An 18809-nucleotide genomic window follows, 5' to 3' on the forward strand; every position below is an offset into this window, starting at 1 on the left:
TAACACCGTGCCTTCAGGAAACACCGTGCCTTCAGGTAACACCGTGCCCGCTGTGACGCTGAAGGGTGCTCGATTGTCTTTCGGCGCCCGCACCCTCTGGGACGGACTCGACCTCGAGGTACAGCCAGGTGAGTTCATCGCCGTACTCGGACCGAACGGGTCGGGCAAGACCTCGCTCCTGAAGATTCTGCTGGGCCAACTGCAACTCAGCGGCGGCAGCGCACAGATCGTCGGCACGCCGGCACGGGCCGGGAATTCACACGTCGGGTACATCCCGCAGCAGAAATCCATCGACGACGGCCTCCCGCTCCGCGGCCGCGACCTGGTCGGCCTCGGCGTCGACGGTCATCAGTGGGGTACGGGGTTACTGCGTCGGGGTCGTCGCCGCAAGATCGTCGACGACGCCATCGCACAGGTCAGTGCCCAGTCGTTTGCCGACGCTCCCATCGGTTCCATGTCCGGCGGCGAGCAGCAGCGACTGCGGATCGCGCAGGCTTTGGTCGGCGACCCGCGGATCCTGCTGTGCGACGAGCCGCTGCTCAGCCTCGACCTCGCCAACCAGCACCTGGTCTCGACGCTGATCGACAAGCGTCGGCGCAGCCATGACACCGCGGTGCTGTTCGTGACGCACGAGATCAATCCGATCCTGCCGTTGGTGGATCGAGTGCTCTATCTGGTGGACGGCAAATTCCGGATCGGGACGCCGGCCGAAGTGATGACGTCCGAGGTTCTCTCGGATCTGTACAACACCGACGTCGAAGTGTTGCAGGTTCGTGGCCGTCTCGTCGTGATCGGCACCGGAGACGCCATCGACGCACTCGGCAGCGCCGGCGGACTACGCCCGGGAGAAGGCGTTCACCATTCTGATGAGGATCACCACCAGTGAGTAACAAGTTCACCGACGCGATGTCGCGGATGTTCGACGTGTCCGCCACCGTCGATCTACTGCAGTACGACTTCGTCCAACAGGCCTTGATCGCCGGTGCCATCCTCGGATTGCTGGCAGGCATCATCGGTCCGCTCATCGTGAGCCGTCAGATGTCGTTCTCGGTGCACGGCACGAGCGAGTTGTCACTGACCGGCGCATCCGCCGCACTTCTCGTCGGTGTGGGCGTCGGCTTCGGTGCCATCGTCGGTTCGGTCGTCGCCGCGGTGCTGTTCGGACTGCTGGGAGCGAAAGCGCGGGACCGGGATTCGGTGATCGGCGTGATCATGGCTTTCGGCCTCGGCCTGTCGGTGTTGTTCCTCTGGGCATACGACGGTCGCACGGGAACCAGCTTCTCACTGCTGGTCGGACAGATCGTGGCGCCGGGAAACAGCGGTCTCGAACTTCTGCTGCTGTGCGCGGTCATCGTGATCGGCACACTCGGATTCATCTACCGCCCTTTGCTGTTCGCGAGCACCGACCCCGAAGTTGCTGCAGCTCGCGGTGTTCCGGTTCGGGCACTGTCGATCGTGTTCGCCGTGTTGGTCGGCATCACCGCAGCACTGGGCGTGCAGATCGTCGGCGCGCTGCTGGTGATGTCGCTGCTGATCACCCCCGCAGCGGCCGCCGCGTACGTCACGGCAAGCCCACTCAAGGCCACGATCCTCTCCGTCGTGTTCGCCGAACTGGCAGCCGTCGGCGGCATCCTTCTCTCGCTGGCACCCGGCGTTCCCGTCTCGAGTTTCGTCACCTCGGTCTCGTTCGTGATCTACCTGATATGCCGACTCTTCGGATCCGCACGTCGCAAGAATGCCGGACGGATTCCGGCCCACGCCTGAACACCGAGAGCCACGCATATCTCGAAGCTCATGTACCTAGAATCGAGGTATGGGCTACAGCGTTGATCTGAACAGCGACCTCGGCGAGGGCTTCGGAGCCTGGACCCTGGGCGACGACGACGCCATGCTCGAACTTGTCACCAGCGCGAACATCGCCTGCGGATTCCATGCCGGGGACCCGACAACGCTGTTGGCGACTTGCGAATCCGCAGCCACCCGCGGCGTGCGGATCGGCGCGCAGGTGGGTTACCGAGACCTCGCCGGTTTCGGGAGACGCTTCATCGACATGTCCCCGAAGGACCTCACCGCCGACGTCATTTATCAAATAGGGGCGCTCGACGGTTTGGCTCGTGTCTCCGGATCGCGGGTCACGTACGTCAAACCCCACGGCGCGCTTTACAACGCAATAGTCCATCACCGTCGGCAAGCACGGGCGGTCGTCGCCGCTGTCGTCGCCTACGACAGTTCGCTACCCGTTCTCGGACTACCGGGTTCGGTGTTTCTGGAAGAGGCTCGAGAGGCCGGCCTCGAGATCGTCGCCGAGGCTTTTGCCGATCGCGCGTACACGGCGGAAGGCACCCTGGTTCCCCGCACCGAGTCCGGCGCCGTTCTGCACGACCCGACGCTGGTTGCAGAACGGGTTCGGCGGATGGTCGTCGACGGCGAGTTGGACGCAGTCGACGGAAGCACGGTGAAAGTCGCCGCAGCATCGGTGTGCGTCCACGGTGACAGCCCGGCAGCTGTCGACATGGCCGCAGCGATCCGCGCTCTCCTCGAATCCTCCGACGTCGAGATTACGCCCTTCGCATGATCACGATCCTGCCAGCCGGTGAATCCGCAGTCCTCGTCGAATACGACGAACTGCCGAGCGTGCTGGGCAACTTCAGGGCTCTCGACGCCAGTCGGATCCCCGGAGTGATCGACCTGATTCCCGCGGCGCGAACCATATTGATCGAGTACGACAACGCGATCACCGGACACAAACTCGTGGAGAAATGGGTCCGTGGGGCAGTACCGATCGAACTCACAGCAGATGAGAGTGGGCCTGCTGTCGAGATTCCGGTCCGCTACGACGGCGCCGATCTCGTAGAGGTGGGCAAGCTGACCGGACTCGGGGTCGACGGTGTGATCGATGCTCACACGGCTGCGTCGTGGACCGTCGCGTTCATCGGTTTCGCCCCCCGGCTTCGCATATCTGACCAGCAACGAGAGAAAGCTCGAGGTTCCACGTCGATCGGACCCGCGCAGGCAGGTCCCGGCTGGTGCAGTCGGGTTGGCCGGACCGTTCTCGGGCGTCTACCCGCGCAGTTCCCCGGGCGGCTGGCAGTTGATCGGAACGACGGAACTGTCGGTGTGGGATGCCGAGCGTCGACCGCCGGCATTGCTTCTACCCGGCACCACAGTCACCTTTGTCCGTGCATGATTTTGGTGCAAGCATGATTTTGGTGTCTTCACCGCGTTGTTGCGGGAGAATGGATTCATGGCCTGGCTCGAGGTAGTGCGTACCGGCCCGCTCGCCACAGTTCAGGACCGCGGGCGGACGGGCTACGGCGCCCTCGGGGTCGGCAGATCCGGCGCCGTCGACATGGTCTCACACGACAGCGCTAACAGACTCGTAGGCAACACTTTTCGAGCAGCAACCATCGAAGTCACCACTGGGGGTTTCGCTATGCGGGCCGTCGGTTCGATGACGGTGGCCGCAACAGGCGCGCGGGTGCCGCTGACCGTCGACGGTCAGCCGGCACCTGACTACGCGAGCATCCACCTTGGCGGTGGCAGCATTCTCGAATTGGGTTACAGCACAACCGGGTTGAGAACCTACATCTCTGCACGCGGTGGCGTCGACGTCCTGCAGGTACTCGGCAGCAGATCCACCGACACACTCTCCGGACTCGGGCCTCCGCCGCTCGCCGCCGGCGATCTACTCCTCCTCGGGGCCGAAGAAGGGACGTGGCCCACCGAAGAATTGATTCCACCGCCGGCACCTGCGCTCGGCCCAGTTCCGATCGAGATCACGCTCGGCCCCCGAAATTCCTGGTTCACCGCCGCATCCGTTCACGCGCTCCTTCACACCACATGGAAAGTCACCGAACACACCAACCGAGTCGGCGTCCGGTTGCAGGGGCAGGGGCCTTTGCATCGCTCTCGCACCGAGGAACTGCCGAGCGAAGGCGTCGTGATGGGATCCATCCAGGTGCCGCCGGGCGGACAGCCCGTCGTGTTTCTGGCCGACCATCCCGTGACCGGCGGATACCCGGTCATCGCCGTGGTGTCCGACGCGGGGATTGCGTCGTTGGCACAGTTGCGGCCCGGCAGCACCATTACCTTGAAGGCCACTACTCGGCCGTCCTAGCGCTGATAGTCTCAGCCGCGCCAGCTATGCGGCCGGCGGCGCTCGGCCGTCGCCAGAACCTGAAGGACTGTCACACTATGAGCCCTAAGAGCAGCACACTTGCTCTCGGAATAGCGTCACTGATCACTGCTGCACTCGTCCTGTCCGGATGCAGCAGTTCGGAAAGCGGAGACGCAGTCTCCAGTGATACCAACACCAGTGAGACCACTGCTTCCGAAAGTTCTGCATCCTCATCGTCTGCCGCTGCCGCGACGCCAACCTTGCGGGACGGGACACCGTTCATCGGTGAACGGACGACGATCGAAACCGGCGACGACCCCGAAGCGCCGAGCATCAGCGTCAGCCTCCCGCCGAGCTGGACTCACGGCGAGAACATCCCTGCCGGCGTTACGGATGCGTTGTCCAGCAACAGCCAGGAACCCAGCGGTTTCATGCCCAACACCACGGTGACGGTCGAAAACCAAGGCACCGCAACAAAAGACGAGGTTCTTGCCGCTGCGCGTGAAACCATAGCCACCCTCGACGGATGGACCGAGGTGAAGTACACCGAGATCGACGTCGACGGACAGCAGGGGTTCCGCCTCTCCGGAACCTGGACAGCGCCAAACCTGGACGTTCCGCTCTACGCCGTCATGACAGTCGTTGCTTACCAAGCCGACGACAACTCGCCGGTCTACCTCGTCAGCTTCGCAAACCAGTTCACCGACACGACGAACATGCAGACCTCCAACCAGGTGGAGGAAATCAATACCTCCATCGAATTCGGCTGAGCGCCTAAAGATTTGAACACCTGATCACCGAACGACCGCGGCGGGCCGAGACTTCGACAGTCTCGGCCCGCCGTTTCACAATTCTCGGCTAACTCGAGCCGAACAGGCCGCTGAGGGAACCCAGGCCACCGCTCAGTGAGCCGAGCGATCCGGTTCCGCCACCGGTTCCGGGGCCAGTGGGATCAACCGGATCAACGGGATCGACCGGGTCAACCGGATCGACCACATCCGCGGCGCGGACAGTGATGGACGGTCCCACGTTGGCGAAATGCGCACTCGACTGGAATCCGTTGCCCATCACCGTGGCACCTACCGCCAATCCACTTCCGTACACGGTTCCCGGCGCACACGAAGCAGTGACCGTGTAACTGGTCTTCATGGTCACCGGCTTGCTGCCGTTGTTGATCCAGCCGGCACTGGTCACCTCGAGCGTCGTGGCCGTCAGTTCCGGCGTTTCAGTGGTTTCGGTCATCGTCCCACCGACGTGAAACTTCGTGACCTTCGCCGAGCCCGGGACAAAGGTCAAGCATGCGGCATGCGTCTCGGTGAACCTGCTGATATATCCGTCGATTCCGCTCTTCTTCGACACTGTCGTGTAGGTGATCGTGTCACCTATCTTCGGGGACGCATTGTCCACGGTGCGAGTAAATGTGTAGGCACCAGAAGTTGCGGTCTCGGCAGTCGCGACTCCCGCGCCCAACGCGCTTGCACCCACGGCCAGAGCGATCACCCCCAAACCAGCTCCGACGGTGGACAGACCACGATTCCTCGATCCAAGCTTTGCCACGAATAATCTCCACTCTTAGAGGTTCCAGGACAACCGAATTCGTTGATTACTGGAACTTGTTGCAACCCGACTCCCGAAGTACGATACAGTCGACCTGGACATTCGCCCAGCTTTTCGCCGAATTGATCGCCAATCAGTTAACAGCAGGCAATCAACATCGAAAAAGTCCTCTCAATTCGGACTTTTCCGCAAATTCTGCCGAACTGACACATAGGCAAGCGTCCGATAGGTTTAAATGGTTACCACGGCGCAACCTTTGAAGAGTCATCCCATCGCCGTCAGCGTGAACCCCTCGAACGGAGAATTTCATGTCACGTTTTTCAATGCGCAAAACACTCACCGGAATCGCAATCGCTGCACTTGCAACCAGCGGACTCGTGATGACCGCAGGCACCGCGAGCGCCGATGCCACCCACCCGTCCGCGGCAACGGTCAACTCCTCCAACGTCCGGATCACCAAGAGCATCGTCGGCGACGGCGAAGTTGCGCCCGGCGGCAAAGTCACCGTGCGCACAGTCATCTCCACCACAGGCCACCCCGAGCGTTACGTCGACCAGTTCGTCGATCGATACCCCGCCACGTTCAAATACATCCAGGGCACGGCGACGGTCAACGCGTGGCATTTGATCGGCGGTCAGAAGACCGAATCCGTCACGCCTTCGGTTGACACTGCCGCCCGAACCGTGAACGTGCCCAGCACCGGCTGGCTGATCTCACCCACCGGAAGCAAGACCGTGACGATCGAGGCGCAGTACCTCGTCGCCGACGATGCACCGATCGGTTCATACCAGGAAATGTCAAGCTCGATCGGTATCTCGACGTTCAATACCGAGCAGAACATCAGCGGCGTCTACGCCAAGATCCGTGCCAAGAACCCCGGCGAGGCGGCCGCATCGGGCTCTGCAGATCTGGGCTTCGGCTCTTCTGACGGCGAGGGCGGAACCGGTTCGGCCGGCTCCTCCATCCTCGACAACCCGGCCGGCTTCATCTCCGACATCATCAGCGGTGTCCTGGCCAACGGCAGCTGATTCACCTGCTCCACCTGTAAACACTCCGTCGGGGAATGTGATCGAGGGTGGCATCGAGTCTTCGGACTCGGTGCCACCCTCGAACTTTTGTCGCGATCACACTCCGTCGTGCCCTGCGTCGAACAACCAGATAGGAAAGCATTACCTAAGTCATTCGCGGTATGATCCATCGATGAGTTCCACAGGATTTCCGTACTGGGCTGTGCCGGCGGGCCGGTACGTACCGCTCCCCTTCGCCATGACCACGTCCACCATCGGGCGCGATCAGAAGCGGGCGTGGCGCGAGATCCGCCATCCCGAACATGAACTCCTGTGGGGCGCTTCCGGAGAGATGAGCGCGTATATCGACGACGTTCGTTGGCAGATCCCACCGACGGTCGGCATGTGGATTCCGGCTGGAACTCCACGTCGCATCACGCTCGGCGCATCCACCGAGGCACGCTTCACCTACTTCCGGCCCGAGTCGTTTCCCCACCCGTGGACCAAACCCGCGATCATCGGCATAGACGACGTGGTCAAGACGATGCTCATCCATCTGCACCAGCGAAACATGCCGACCGAAGCTCGCTTGCGGGCAGAATCAGTAGTCTTCGACACCCTCGCACCCATCGAGGCGGCCGATGTCGCGGTGCCGATGCCCGCCGATCCCCGGGCCCTCGCCGTTGCACGCCGCTTGATCGCCGACCCCGCCGATCAACGCGGGCTTGCCGATTGGGCCTATGTGGTCGGTGGAAGCCCCCGCACCCTGAGCCGCGTGTTCTCTCAGGGCACGGGGATGTCCTTCACCGAGTGGAGAATTCAAGTTCGCGTCCGCGCCGCGATGTCCTATCTCGCTGCGGGCGTTCCCGTTTCGACGGTGAGCCGTCGCGTCGGATACGAAACCCCCAGCGCCTTCACCAGCGTGTTCCGCAAGGTCACCGGACGGACACCGAAGAACTATTACTCGGACGCGTGCGAATTGTCAGCCTAACTGGTCAGAACCCGTTCATCTTCGAGACCAGTTCGGCGAAGGCATATTTGACGCTCAGCGACGTGGGTGAAGCCAAGGCCATGACTCGTGCCAGACCGAGCTGCTGAATCAGCCTGCCGTCCTTGACTGCCGGCAGGTCGGCAAACAACTTGTCCCCCATCAACCCGGGGAGCCCCTGACCACTCGCGTCGTTGAGCACGATCACGTCCGCGTCCAGTTCGTTGTACTGTTCGCGCGAGGCAGTCACCGATCCCTGGGTGTCGCCGCACAGCTCGGCGCTTCCGGTCGACTGCTTCAGTCCGAGCTGGGACATCAGGATGACTCTGCCGTCGTCAGCGCAGTAGTTGGTGAGGCCGTCGATGTTTCCCGACAGGAAGGTCAGGGTTTTCCCGTTCAGATTCGGGGAACCCGCAGCCAGGTCGGCGATGGAATCGTCAGTTTCCTCGATCAGCTCAGCCGCCCGCTTCGGTTGTCCGAGTACTGAACCGATGGTCGACAACTGCTCCTGCCACGTAGTCGCCCATGCGGTCTCCTTGAACGGAATCGTGGGTGCGATCTGAGAAAGACGTGCATAGTCGTCTTCGGTGATTCCCGAGACCACCGCGATGATCACGTCCGGCTCCAACGCCAGGATCTGCTCGAACGGCACACCGGAAGTGCTGTCGAGCAACGTGGGTTCGACATCGCCCAACAATTCTTCGTCCCAGGGCAGGATTCCGTTCTCCAAGCCTGCCCCACTGAACGACTCCATGGCGACGGGCGTCTTGCCCAGTGCGAGGACCGAATCCTGGCTGTTCCAACCGATGGTCACGATCCGCTGAGGTTCGGTCTCGATGGTGGTCGAGCCGTACGCATGATCAACGGTAACGGGCAGCGCGCCGGCCTCGGCCAACTGCGTCGCGTCCTCCGACGCTGTTGACTCGGTGCTGCTCTGGCATCCTGCGAGCAGGGCAATTGCGGCCACCGCAGCCACTATTCGGATAGTGCTTTTCATCTTCTGTCAGCTCTCTTCGCAAACGTACTTTGTTTCGACCAAGCAGGTATATCGAGACCTGATCCCGGTAATGGGGTCTCGATGCTCCATCTGTCCGCTGCCGCGTAGCCCTTGGCATCTGCGAGCACTTTCCGCACTCACACCGGCTCTACCGTAGAACTGCACAACGAGTGTTCAGATCTGGGCGAGGAGTTTCACGAGTGTCAGCGCTGCCCGAAACTCGTACCGGTCCGATCGAGATGATCAAAATCGGATCGTTCTCCTCCGGACGCGGACCGCGGTTGGTCGCAGCCGTCGCAGGGCAGGCGTCGTATCAGGTAGCTCAAGCCCTCATTCCGGTGCTGATCGGCACCGTTGTCGACCGGGCAATCGGAAAGTCCGACAGCACAGCACTTCTCGTGTGGCTTGCGGTGCTGTGTGCTCTGTTCGTCGGACTTGCTCTGTCGTGGCGCATCGCGGTTCGCCTGAACACACAGGTCTTCGTCTACGGCGAACACGACCTACGACTGAATGCAGCCAGACGGGTACTCGACGCCAGAGGCATGAAAGCTCAGCGTTCGACGGGTGAAGTTCTCACCATCTCCACCTCGGATGCCTCACACGTCTCGGGCTTTTCCTGGGTTGTCGCCGAGCAGGGCTCGGCTTTCGCAGGGCTCGCCGCGGCAGTGATTTCGCTTGCCTTCGTCTCCTGGCCGCTCGCGCTGATCGTCGTTCTCATCACGGCTGCGCAACTCGCTTTCATCCACAAGATCAGCGGTCCGCTGGACGAGCGCGTGTATGCAGAGCAGAAGAAGGCAGCCGAGGCAGGAACGCTGGCAACGGATTTCACGCTGGGCCTGCGGGTACTGAAAGGTTTCGGGGCCGAACCCACCGCACTGTCGCGCTACGTGCACGCAAGCCGCGAATCCATGAAGGCAGCGATCCGGACGGTCCGAGCGATGTCCAGCCTGACCGCGCTGAATTCCGGGGTCTCGGCGTTGGTACTGGCGTCGGTCGCCTTGGGGGCGGCGTGGATGGCGCATCAAGGCACGATCACCGTGGGCAACTTCGTCACCGTGGTCGGACTGAGCAGGGTGATTGCCGGGCCGATGGAAACGCTGGGATTCTTCGGTGCCGAACTCGCCGCAAAGCGAGGCTCCGCGCGCAGACTGTCCGAACTGCTGGCCGAGCCACACCTGATCGAATCGCTGCACTCCACGGCCGCGATCGACTCCGACAGAAGTGAAGACGCCCTGCTGATTTCGACCGACAACGGAACGGTCGTCTCGGCTCGCCGCGGAGAAGTGGTGGGCGTGCGCGCTGACGATTCCGCTCACCGACTGGCACTGCAACTCGCCTTTCAGACGCCGCTGGGCCGCAACCGATATTTCGTATTCGGCACCGATGCAACCGAACTCGGTCCGGACGCAGTTCGCGATCAGGTGTTCGTCTCCGCCCATGAAGGAACCGTGTTCACCGGTACCGTCTTCGACAATCTGGCAGCACCGAGCGTCGACTCGTCGGCAATGACGTCATCGGCGCTCGACGACGTGTTGACACATCTGCCCGACGGCCACCACTCCGAGGTCGGTGAGCAGGGAAAGAAGCTCTCCGGAGGTCAGCGTCAACGACTACTTCTCGCCCGCGCTCTCCATCAACCGCAGCCGATCCTGGTCCTTCACGAACCCACCACTTCCGTGGATTCTGTCACCGAGCATCGAATTGCACACTCGCTGAGAAACTTTCCCGACAAGGCCATACTGGTGATCACCTCGAGTCCGACCTTGCTCCATTCGTGTGACCGTGTCGTCACGATCGACGACGACGCTCGGGGAGGAGACTCACTGTGACCAATACCCTTCCGGATGCATCTGTTGTTCCGCCTGCATCTGCCCTGCCGATCGCGTCGACCAAGCAGACCGTCCGCGCATTGATGGCACTGCTTCGGCCACGTAAGCGAGCGCTCGCACTCACGACCGTCGTACTTCTCTCCGCCACAGCCTGCGGATTGTCCACCCCGGCGTTGCTCGGACTCATGGTCGATGCGGTCACAGAGGGCAAACCGTTTGCCGCGCTCCTGCGCATCACCGCGTTCATGCTCGGTGCAGCGGCGGCCGGAGTTGCGCTGACCTGGTGGAGCACACAGCTTCTCGCGAATGTCGCGCAGAACGTGCTGGCCGATCTTCGGGAAGACGTGTTCGCCGCTACGCTCGCGCAACCGTCGTCGCTGGTCGAGGATGCCGGAACCGGTGATCTGATTTCTCGGGTCTCGGGTGATGTCGAAGCGGTCAACACTGTCATCGCCCGGGTGCTGCCCGCAACGGTGTCTGCCCTGTTCATGATTTCATTGACGCTTGTCGGTGTGGGAGTGATCGATTGGCGCTTCACCGCGGCAATCGTTGCCGTTGCGCCGATTCATTACTTCGCTCTCCGACATTTCCTCCGACGCTCCGGACCCGTCTACCGACGCTCTCGCGCCGCGCAGGCCAGGCGAGGGCAGCAGCTCATCGAAACCCTCGGTGGCGCAGGCACTGTCACTGCCCTGCGGAGAACTGACGAGCACATCGGCAGAATCGCCGCGACCTCCGAGCATGCCATCAGCTTCGACATGCAGGCAGTTCGATTGCGTACCAACTTCTTCGCCCAACTCAACGGCGCCGAACTGCTCGGACTCGCCGCGGTCCTGAGCGTCGGCTACTGGCTCGTGACCACGGGATCGGTGTCCATCGGGGCCGCTACCGCCGCTGCCCTCTACTTCCACAGTCTGTTCAGCCCCATCGCGGTATTTCTCTCGAACATCGACGAATTGCAGGATGCGGGCGCCAGCCTGGCTCGCCTGATCGGCGTCACCGCGATGCCGGGGCGTCCCGCGAGCATTCCTGTCTCTGCTCGGTCCGAACCCATCGGCGTCGAGGTGGACCGGGTTTCGTACTCGTACGACAACTCCACCCCGGTGATCGATTCGATCTCGATCTCGATTGCGCCGGGGGAACGAATCGCCGTCGTCGGCAGCAGTGGTGCCGGAAAAACCACACTCGCCAAACTGATTGCCGGAATCATTCCCGTCGGGAACGGGCGAATCACCGTCGACGGCACACCGATTGACGACCTGAGTGACGCCGAACTTCGACACAAAGTCGTCCTGGTCAGCCAGGAAGTTCACGTATTCGTCGGGACGATCGCCGACGATCTCCGGTTGTGTGCACCAGATTCGGACGACGCGAAGATCGTCGAAGCCGTCGAAGGAATGAAAGCTCAATGGATTCACGAGCTTCCGGACGGGCTCGAGACCAGGGTCGGGGCCGGCGGGTACCAGTTGACGGCGGCGCAGGCACAGCACATAGCCCTCGTCCGACTGGCTCTGCTCGATCCGCCAGTCGTGATCCTCGACGAGGCGACCGCCGAAGCCGGAACCACCGCAGCAGGTCTTCTCGATCAGGCAGCCGAGCTTGCGGTCAGCGGCAGGACTGCCGTGGTGATAGCGCACCGCCTGAGCCAAGCAGTCCGCGCCGATCGGATACTCGTCATGAGCGGTGGCCGCGTAGTCGAGAGCGGGACACATGACGAACTGATCGGCGCGGACAGTTCCTACGCTGCGCTCTGGGAAGCCTGGTCGGTACGGAGCTAGATGCCCGCCAGGCTCACCTGAAAGCCGTTACAACTCAGCTGCTACGACGCCTGCGGGCGATGTCCGCCAGGACGACTCCGGCAGCAACCGAGGCGTTGAGCGACTCGACCGGACCTGCCATCGGAATGGACAGGATCGCGTCGCAGTTCTCGCGGACGAGGCGCGAAAGGCCCTTGCCCTCGGAACCGACAACGATCACCACGGGACCGCTGCCGTCGAAATCGTCGAGGGTCGTGTCACCTTCGGCGTCGAGACCGACGACCTGAACACCCTTCGACGCCCAGTCCTTGAGCGTACGAGTGAGGTTGGTGGCCCGAGCGATCGGCAGACGAGCGGCAGCACCGGCGCTGGTACGCCAAGCGACAGCACTCACGCTCGCGCTGCGACGCTCCGGAATCACGACGCCGTGTCCACCGAAAGCTGCGACCGAGCGCACAACGGCACCCAGGTTGCGGGGATCGGTGATGTTGTCCAGCGCGACGAGCAGCGGCGGCTCGGCATGCTTGCGTGCCTCGGACAGAAGATCGTCCGGGTGCGCGTAGCGGTACGGCGGAACCTGCAGGGCGATGCCCTGGTGAAGGCCGTTGGCGCTGAGGCGATCCAGATCGGTGCGGGGCACCTCGAGGATGGAGATTCCGGCGTCCGCAGCGAGCTGAACGGATTCCTTCAGTCGATCGTCGCTCTCGGTGCCGACGGCGACCCACAGTGCCGTCGCCGGAACGCCGGCGCGTAGGCACTCGACCACCGGGTTGCGTCCGAGCACTGTCTCGGGACCGTCGAGAACCTTGCGGCCCGGACCCGGACGGCCACCGCGGCCCTGCTTCTCGTCGGCACGTGCGGCGCGCGCGGCACGCTTTGCCGCGGGATGCTTGGTGCGTGCCTCGGCGGGCGGCGTAGCGCCACGCCCTTCGAGACCGCGACGGTGCTTACCGCCGGAACCGGCAACCTGGCCCTTCTTGGTGCCGCCCTTACGGACTGCGCCGCGCCTGCTCGAGTTTCCAGCCATTGTTACTGCCCTGCCTTAAGGGACCATTCGGGTCCGTCGGGAGTATCGGTTACTTCGATACCCGCCTTGATGAGGCGATCGCGGACCTCGTCCGCCACCGCCCAGTTCTTTTCCGTACGTGCCTGCTGCCGACGATCGAGATCGGCCCGCACCAACACGTCCAAAGCTTCCATTGCCGTCTCGGTGTCGCCACCGGACTGCGTCCAATGCTTGTCGAGTGGGTCGACGCCCAGGATCGCGAGCATGGCCCGCACCTGACCGGCAGCCACCCGAGCCGCGTCGAGATCACCGGCAGCGAGCGCGGAATTACCCTCGCTCGCCTTGCCGTGAATCTCGGCCAACGCGATCGGCACCGACAAGTCGTTGTCGAGAGCCGCCGCGAAACCTTCGGTCCACGTGCCGAGTTCGACGCCACCCGCACGCTTGTGTGTGCGCAGGACGAACGACTCCAGCCCCTGGTAGGACTTCGCGCTTTCGTCCAACGCCTCGTCCGAGTACTCGAGATTGGAACGGTAGTGCGCACTACCGAGGTAGTACCGAAGTTCTTGCGGACGAACCTTCTTGAGCACGTTCGGCACCGAGAGAACATTGCCCAACGACTTGGACATCTTCTCGCCACTCATCGTGACCCAGCCGTTGTGCAACCAGTACTGAGCGAAATCGTCGCCGGCACACTTGGCCTGCGCAATTTCGTTCTCGTGGTGCGGGAAGACGAGATCGCGTCCACCACAATGGATGTCGAATGCCGCCCCGAGGTAGAACTCCGCCATGGCCGAGCACTCGAGGTGCCAGCCCGGACGGCCGGGTCCCCACGGTGTCGGCCACGAGGGCTCACCGGGCTTCACGGCCTTCCAGAGTGTGAAGTCGCGAGGATCACGCTTTCCCTCGGCGGCACTCTCGCCCTGATGAACGTCGTCGAGTTTGTGGCCGGACAGTGCGCCGTACTCGGGATAGCTCTGCACGTCGAAGTAGACGTCGCCGCCCGCCGCGTACGCGTGACCGTTCTCGATCAGACGTTCCATCATCTCGACCATCTGCGTCACGTGACCGGTGGCCCGTGGCTCGATGGACGGCGGCAGCACACCCAGTTGGTCGTAGGCCCACGTGAACGAACGCTCGAACGTCGTCGCCCACTCCCACCAAGGTCGACCGGCGTCGGCGGCCTTGTTGAGAATCTTGTCGTCGATGTCCGTCACGTTGCGCACGAAGGCAACGTCGTTGCCGTGCGCCAACAGCCAGCGTCGCAGCACGTCGAAAGCGACGCCGCTGCGAACGTGTCCGATGTGAGGATCACCCTGAACTGTCGCCCCACACAGGTACACCGATGCATGTCCGGGGGCCAACGGAACAAAATCCCGAAGGGCCCGCGTACCGGTGTCGTATAGGCGCAGGGTCACGACCAGCGATCTTACCTGTCGTGTTCGGTTGTCATGACCAACGCGGTGGCCATGGCGGCGATCCCCTCGCCGCGACCGGTCAAGCCGAGGCCGTCCGTAGTGGTCGCGGACACCGAAACAGGTGCGCCGAGGATGTCCGAGAGCACCCTCTGTGCCTCGTCGCGTCGCGGCCCGATCTTCGGCCGGTTGCCGATGACCTGTACCGCTGCGTTGCCGACGGTGAACTGGTTCTCTTCGAGCAGTCTGCGAACCTCGGCAAGCATTCGAGCGCCGCTCACGCCGTCCCATTCGGGCCTGCCGGTGCCGAAAACCGAACCGAGGTCACCGAGGCCCGCCGCAGAGAGCAACGCGTCACACAGAGCGTGGACGGCTACGTCGCCGTCCGAATGGCCCGAGCACCCGTCAGCTTCCTCGAACAGCAACCCGGCCATCCAGCAAGGACGACCGACCTCGATGGGATGAACATCCGTGCCGAGACCGACGCGCATCTAATTTCCGTCCTGTGAATCCGCGCTCAACTCTGTCCCCGAGCTCAGGAGCGCCCGTGCCAGGACCAGGTCGAGCGGAGTGGTGATCTTGAAGGCGAGAGCGTCGCCGGGAATCGTCTGTACCGAGACACCGAGACGCTCGACCAGAGCAGCGTCGTCGGTCGCGGCGACATCACCGGCTTCGTACGCACTGCGCAGGACGTCGGTGGAGAAGCCCTGAGGAGTTTGCACCGCACGCAGCTCCGAACGCAGAGGCGTACCGGTGACTGCGCCGAGCACGTCGACCGACTTGATCGTGTCGGTAACCGGGAGTACCGGGATGACCGCGGAGCTGCCCGCTCGGAGGGTGTCGACGACGCGCGCGATCAACTCCGGCGGTGTCAATGCCCGCGCAGCGTCGTGCACGAGAACGAAATCTGCATCGCCTGCCGCACTGAGGCCGGCACGAACCGAATCGGTTCTTTCGTCACCACCGCCGACGACGTCGACGTCCGCTGCAAGACCGAGGTCGGCTACGACGGATTCGACCAGCTCAGGCGGCACAATGACAACAACGCGGTCGATCGCCCCGGATTTCCGGAGTCCATCGACCGCGCGTGCAAGCATGGTGCACCCACCGAGTTCGACAAATGCCTTGGGCACTTTCTCACCCAATCGCACTCCCCGACCTGCGGCAGGTACCAGGGCTACTACTGCCACTGTCAGCTTTGTTGTGTTGCAGTCAGGACGCGGCCGCGAGGACCTCGTCGAGAATGGTCTCTGCCTTCTCGGTGTCAGTGCCCTCGGCGAGCGCGAGCTCTCCGACGAGAATCTGACGAGCCTTGGCGAGCATGCGCTTCTCACCAGCGGAAAGTCCGCGGTCCTGCTCACGACGCCACAGGTCACGTACGACTTCTGCAACCTTGTTCACGTCACCTGAGGCAAGCTTCTCGAGATTTGCCTTGTATCGACGAGACCAGTTGGTGGGCTCTTCGGTGTGCGGTGCTCGCAGAACCTGGAAAACCTTGTCGAGGCCTTCTTGGCCGACCACGTCACGAACTCCGACGTACTCTGCGTTGTCTGCAGGAACCCGTACTGTGAGATCGCCTTGAGCGACCTTCAGAACCAGGTATTCCTTCTGCTCACCCTTGATGGTGCGGGTTTCGATAGCTTCGATCAGCGCCGCACCGTGATGGGGGTATACGACGGTGTCTCCGACCTTGAAAATCATGTGTCCCGTGCCCCTTTCGATTCCACTAGTTTAACACGTGAAAGAACCGACCACTCATCAACTGTGCAGGTCAGGGGCATCCTTGCTCGAGCGTAGGGGTTGACAGGGCTTGTTGTACGTGCATTCAACTGGTCTGGAGCACCCCTGCGTAACCGACTGAAAGCCCACGCAGACAACCGTTGTGGCGACCCGACGGCCAGCCCGCGGGACCTTATCTACTACTCTGCCTAGTGGAGTGCGAACCTGACGCCGTGGAGGACAAATCGTGACTGCTATCCGTAAGCCGACTCGTCGAGTCGCTACCGCCATTGCACTGGCTGCAGGCGCAGCCATCGCGCTGTCCGCTTGCGGTTCCGGACAGGTGAGCCAGACCGCCGTCCAGCAGGCCGCCGTGAACGGCAACAGCGCCGACCTCGGTGAGATCGCACTGCGCAACGTGCACATCGCTTACCCCTCGTCCGAGGAGTACAGCATCGAGCCGGGCGGCAACGCCGTGCTCGCCTTCAGCATCGTGAACGACAGCGCCGAGACCACGGACAAGCTCCTCAGCATCACCACCGACTACGCAGCACGCGTCGTCGCAGGTGAAGAGGTCGGCGGCCTGACGATCAAGCCGCAGACGTCGCTGCAGGCCGGCCAGTTGCCCGCAGGCGAAGGTGCCGCGACCGAGGCCGAGACCCAGATCAAGAACAACGAAGAGAACGACGACGCACCCGCTGCGCTCACTCTCGTCGTTCTCCAGGACATCAAGGCGGGCGTTCGCCCGGGCCTGACCGTCCCGATCACCTTCAAGTTCGAGAAGGCCGGTTCGGTCACCGTCGACGTGCCTGTCGACGCCGGCCCGCAGCTCGAGCGCAACGAGTCGGACAAGTCGCCTGACGTTGCAGAAGCCGGGCACTGAGCCCCGAATCACCAAGGCGCACATTGCGCTTCGCAGAACAACTTCAGTACTGAACTAGAGGCGGGGTCCATGTCGGACCCCGCCTCTAGTCTGTCCCGGTGGCCAAAGTGAAATCGAACTACCGCTGCTCCGAATGCCAGTCGGTAGTGCCCAAATGGGTCGGTAGATGTCCGGACTGCGATTCGTGGGGCTCGATGACCGAGGTCGCCGTAGTGGCACCCGTCGCCAGCCGCGCCGGCGCCTCACTCGCAAAAGCGGGATCAAGCGCCGTGCTACCGACGACGCCGGCCACACCGTTGACACAGATCGACAGCACCTCGACGCAGGCCAAGCCCACCGGGATCGGCGAGTTGGACCGTGTGCTCGGCGGTGGCGTCGTACCTGGTTCGGTGGTTCTGCTCGCCGGAGAACCCGGTGTCGGAAAATCCACGCTACTTCTCGAGGTCGTCTACCGCTGGGCGATGCGCAGCGCGGACGATCGAGCCTTGTACGTCACGGGCGAGGAGTCTGCCGGTCAGGTTCGACTTCGGGCAGATCGCACCAACTCTGTCCACGAACGGATGTATCTGGCGGCAGAATCCGATCTCGCGACCATTCTCGGCCACATCGAGCAGGTCAAGCCGACCCTGGTCATCGTCGACTCGGTACAGACCATGCTTGCTGCCGACGTCGACGGAGTCGTCGGCGGCGTGACTCAGGTCAAGGCCGTCACCAGCGCCCTGACCTCCCTGGCAAAGGCCAGCGGAATCCCGGTGCTTCTGATCGGCCACGTCACCAAGGACGGCGCCGTCGCCGGTCCGCGCTCGCTCGAGCATCTCGTGGACGTGGTTCTGCACTTCGAAGGTGACAAGCACTCCACCCTGCGCATGGTCCGCGGCGTCAAGAACAGATTCGGTGCGGCCGACGAAGTGGGATGCTTCGAACTCAGCGAGCAGGGCATCAACGAGATCAGCGATCCGTCCGGCCTGTTCCTCCATCACCGTGAAGAAGCCGTGGAAGGCACTGCCGTCACAGTGATGATGGACGGTAAGCGACCTCTACTCGGTGAAGTTCAGGCCCTCGTCGCCGCCACGCCTCTACCGACACCTCGCCGAGCCGTCAGCGGGCTCGACACCGCCCGTGTGGCCATGGTTCTGGCCGTGTTGGAGCGCCGCGTCGGAGTGTCGATCTCGAAGGCCGACGTCTACGCCGCGACCGTCGGCGGTATGCGAATGACCGAGCCGGGTGCCGATCTGGCTCTCGCCATAGCGGTCGCTTCCGCGGTGAAAGCCAAACCCGTCCCCAAAGGGCTCGTCATCCTCGGCGAGGTCGGACTCGCCGGAGAGGTTCGACGAGTTGCCGGCGTCAACCGGCGGCTGATCGAAGCTGCCCGATTGGGATTCACCAGCGCCATCGTGCCGGTCGATTCCGGCCCGAACATTCCCGGCATGCGCGTCAACGAAGTAGCGAACCTGGCCGAGGCACTCGCCTATGCCGGATTGATGGGCGGCAAACAAGCCCCGTCTCGCCCCAAGCTCACTCCGGTGAAATGACC

At 62.9% G+C, this 18809-nt stretch carries 18 protein-coding genes and 1 pseudogene; 12 read left to right on the forward strand and 7 right to left on the reverse strand.

Annotated elements, in window-relative coordinates:
- Positions 1–25 precede the first annotated feature (25 nt).
- From ABWI03_RS12945 to ABWI03_RS12970, 6 genes and pseudogenes are all read left to right on the forward strand, one after another.
- On the forward strand, positions 26–886 hold the full coding sequence (locus tag ABWI03_RS12945; protein WP_095971018.1) for a metal ABC transporter ATP-binding protein: 861 nt from the start codon (positions 26–28) through the stop codon (positions 884–886).
- Entirely contained in the window at positions 883–1764 is an 882-nt protein-coding gene (locus tag ABWI03_RS12950; RefSeq protein ID WP_003945811.1) for a metal ABC transporter permease, read from the forward strand. The genes ABWI03_RS12945 and ABWI03_RS12950 overlap by 4 nt, the downstream gene beginning before the upstream one ends.
- Before the next feature lie 49 nt (positions 1765–1813).
- Positions 1814–2575: a LamB/YcsF family protein gene (locus tag ABWI03_RS12955; protein WP_298778892.1), complete on the forward strand. Its 762-nt coding sequence runs from the start codon at positions 1814–1816 to the stop codon at positions 2573–2575.
- Positions 2572–3187: pseudogene (gene pxpB, locus ABWI03_RS12960) on the forward strand (5-oxoprolinase subunit PxpB). The gene ABWI03_RS12955 and the pseudogene pxpB overlap by 4 nt, the downstream one beginning before the upstream one ends.
- 57 nt (positions 3188–3244) lie before the next feature.
- Positions 3245–4117, forward strand: coding sequence for a 5-oxoprolinase subunit C family protein (locus ABWI03_RS12965; protein WP_298778888.1), 873 nt, complete (start codon positions 3245–3247; stop codon positions 4115–4117).
- 77 nt (positions 4118–4194) lie between these two features.
- Positions 4195–4887 carry an LpqN/LpqT family lipoprotein gene (locus ABWI03_RS12970; protein WP_058039314.1) on the forward strand — a complete coding sequence of 231 codons (693 nt, stop codon included), beginning with the start codon at positions 4195–4197 and terminating at the stop codon, positions 4885–4887.
- 88 nt (positions 4888–4975) lie between these two features.
- Here ABWI03_RS12970 and ABWI03_RS12975 read toward each other — a convergent pair whose 3' ends face one another.
- Entirely contained in the window at positions 4976–5674 is a 699-nt protein-coding gene (locus tag ABWI03_RS12975) for a hypothetical protein (RefSeq protein WP_298778884.1), read from the reverse strand.
- Between the two features lie 308 nt (positions 5675–5982).
- On the opposite strand from ABWI03_RS12975, the gene ABWI03_RS12980 reads away from it, so the two are divergent.
- Positions 5983–6702, forward strand: coding sequence for a hypothetical protein (locus ABWI03_RS12980; RefSeq protein ID WP_003945935.1), 720 nt, complete (start codon positions 5983–5985; stop codon positions 6700–6702).
- Between the two features lie 172 nt (positions 6703–6874).
- Positions 6875–7672 (forward strand): helix-turn-helix domain-containing protein, encoded by a 798-nt coding sequence (locus tag ABWI03_RS12985; RefSeq protein ID WP_019746842.1) that lies wholly within the window; start codon positions 6875–6877, stop codon positions 7670–7672.
- Between the two features lie 4 nt (positions 7673–7676).
- Here ABWI03_RS12985 and ABWI03_RS12990 read toward each other — a convergent pair whose 3' ends face one another.
- Positions 7677–8666 carry an iron-siderophore ABC transporter substrate-binding protein gene (locus tag ABWI03_RS12990; RefSeq protein ID WP_235171260.1) on the reverse strand — a complete coding sequence of 330 codons (990 nt, stop codon included), beginning with the start codon at positions 8664–8666 and terminating at the stop codon, positions 7677–7679.
- Positions 8667–8866: 200 nt separating this feature from the next.
- Here ABWI03_RS12990 and ABWI03_RS12995 point away from each other — a divergent pair, with 200 nt between their 5' ends.
- A complete protein-coding gene (locus ABWI03_RS12995; RefSeq protein WP_296553711.1) occupies positions 8867–10495 on the forward strand; it encodes an ABC transporter transmembrane domain-containing protein in 1629 nt (542 codons plus the stop codon).
- Positions 10492–12273 carry an ABC transporter ATP-binding protein gene (locus ABWI03_RS13000; RefSeq protein ID WP_298778877.1) on the forward strand — a complete coding sequence of 594 codons (1782 nt, stop codon included), beginning with the start codon at positions 10492–10494 and terminating at the stop codon, positions 12271–12273. The genes ABWI03_RS12995 and ABWI03_RS13000 overlap by 4 nt, the downstream gene beginning before the upstream one ends.
- A 34-nt stretch (positions 12274–12307) precedes the next feature.
- Here the strand turns inward: ABWI03_RS13000 and rlmB are convergent, their stop codons facing one another.
- The 5 genes from rlmB to carD are packed head-to-tail and all read right to left on the reverse strand — an operon-like array spanning position 12308 to position 16374.
- Positions 12308–13279, reverse strand: a complete 972-nt coding sequence (gene rlmB, locus ABWI03_RS13005; RefSeq protein WP_003945749.1) for a 23S rRNA (guanosine(2251)-2'-O)-methyltransferase RlmB — start codon at positions 13277–13279, stop codon at positions 12308–12310.
- Positions 13280–13281: 2 nt separating this feature from the next.
- Positions 13282–14676, reverse strand: coding sequence for a cysteine--tRNA ligase (gene cysS / locus ABWI03_RS13010; RefSeq protein ID WP_298778873.1), 1395 nt, complete (start codon positions 14674–14676; stop codon positions 13282–13284).
- 11 nt (positions 14677–14687) lie between these two features.
- On the reverse strand, positions 14688–15164 hold the full coding sequence (ispF, locus tag ABWI03_RS13015; protein ID WP_095970889.1) for a 2-C-methyl-D-erythritol 2,4-cyclodiphosphate synthase: 477 nt from the start codon (positions 15162–15164) through the stop codon (positions 14688–14690).
- Positions 15165–15863 (reverse strand): 2-C-methyl-D-erythritol 4-phosphate cytidylyltransferase, encoded by a 699-nt coding sequence (ispD, locus tag ABWI03_RS13020; RefSeq protein ID WP_298778869.1) that lies wholly within the window; start codon positions 15861–15863, stop codon positions 15165–15167. It abuts the gene before it with no gap.
- A gap of 22 nt (positions 15864–15885) precedes the next feature.
- Positions 15886–16374: an RNA polymerase-binding transcription factor CarD gene (gene carD / locus ABWI03_RS13025; protein ID WP_003945666.1), complete on the reverse strand. Its 489-nt coding sequence runs from the start codon at positions 16372–16374 to the stop codon at positions 15886–15888.
- Positions 16375–16639: 265 nt separating this feature from the next.
- On the opposite strand from carD, the gene ABWI03_RS13030 reads away from it, so the two are divergent.
- Together ABWI03_RS13030 and radA are read left to right on the forward strand one after the other, a co-directional pair.
- Entirely contained in the window at positions 16640–17275 is a 636-nt protein-coding gene (locus tag ABWI03_RS13030; protein ID WP_298778865.1) for a copper chaperone PCu(A)C domain-containing protein, read from the forward strand.
- A 98-nt stretch (positions 17276–17373) separates the two neighbouring features.
- On the forward strand, positions 17374–18807 hold the full coding sequence (gene radA / locus ABWI03_RS13035) for a DNA repair protein RadA (protein ID WP_003945739.1): 1434 nt from the start codon (positions 17374–17376) through the stop codon (positions 18805–18807).
- Positions 18808–18809: the final 2 nt, after the last annotated feature.

Origin of the sequence: Rhodococcus baikonurensis (assembly GCF_040489275.1) — a bacterium.
GTDB classification, from domain to species: Bacteria; Actinomycetota; Actinomycetes; order Mycobacteriales; family Mycobacteriaceae; genus Rhodococcus_F; species Rhodococcus_F baikonurensis.

Excerpts from the sequence above, each read along its gene's own strand:
- ABWI03_RS12955 (WP_298778892.1), top strand. The coding sequence starts at position 1,814 with ATGGGCTACAGCGTTGATCTGAACAGCGACCTCGGCGAGGGCTTCGGA.
- ABWI03_RS12965 (WP_298778888.1), top strand. The coding sequence starts at position 3,245 with ATGGCCTGGCTCGAGGTAGTGCGTACCGGCCCGCTCGCCACAGTTCAG.
- ABWI03_RS12970 (WP_058039314.1), top strand. The coding sequence starts at position 4,195 with ATGAGCCCTAAGAGCAGCACACTTGCTCTCGGAATAGCGTCACTGATC.
- ABWI03_RS12980 (WP_003945935.1), top strand. The coding sequence starts at position 5,983 with ATGTCACGTTTTTCAATGCGCAAAACACTCACCGGAATCGCAATCGCT.
- ABWI03_RS12985 (WP_019746842.1), top strand. The coding sequence starts at position 6,875 with ATGAGTTCCACAGGATTTCCGTACTGGGCTGTGCCGGCGGGCCGGTAC.
- ABWI03_RS12990 (WP_235171260.1), bottom strand. The coding sequence starts at position 8,666 with ATGAAAAGCACTATCCGAATAGTGGCTGCGGTGGCCGCAATTGCCCTG.
- rlmB (WP_003945749.1), bottom strand. The coding sequence starts at position 13,279 with ATGGCTGGAAACTCGAGCAGGCGCGGCGCAGTCCGTAAGGGCGGCACC.
- ispF (WP_095970889.1), bottom strand. The coding sequence starts at position 15,164 with ATGCGCGTCGGTCTCGGCACGGATGTTCATCCCATCGAGGTCGGTCGT.
- carD (WP_003945666.1), bottom strand. The coding sequence starts at position 16,374 with ATGATTTTCAAGGTCGGAGACACCGTCGTATACCCCCATCACGGTGCG.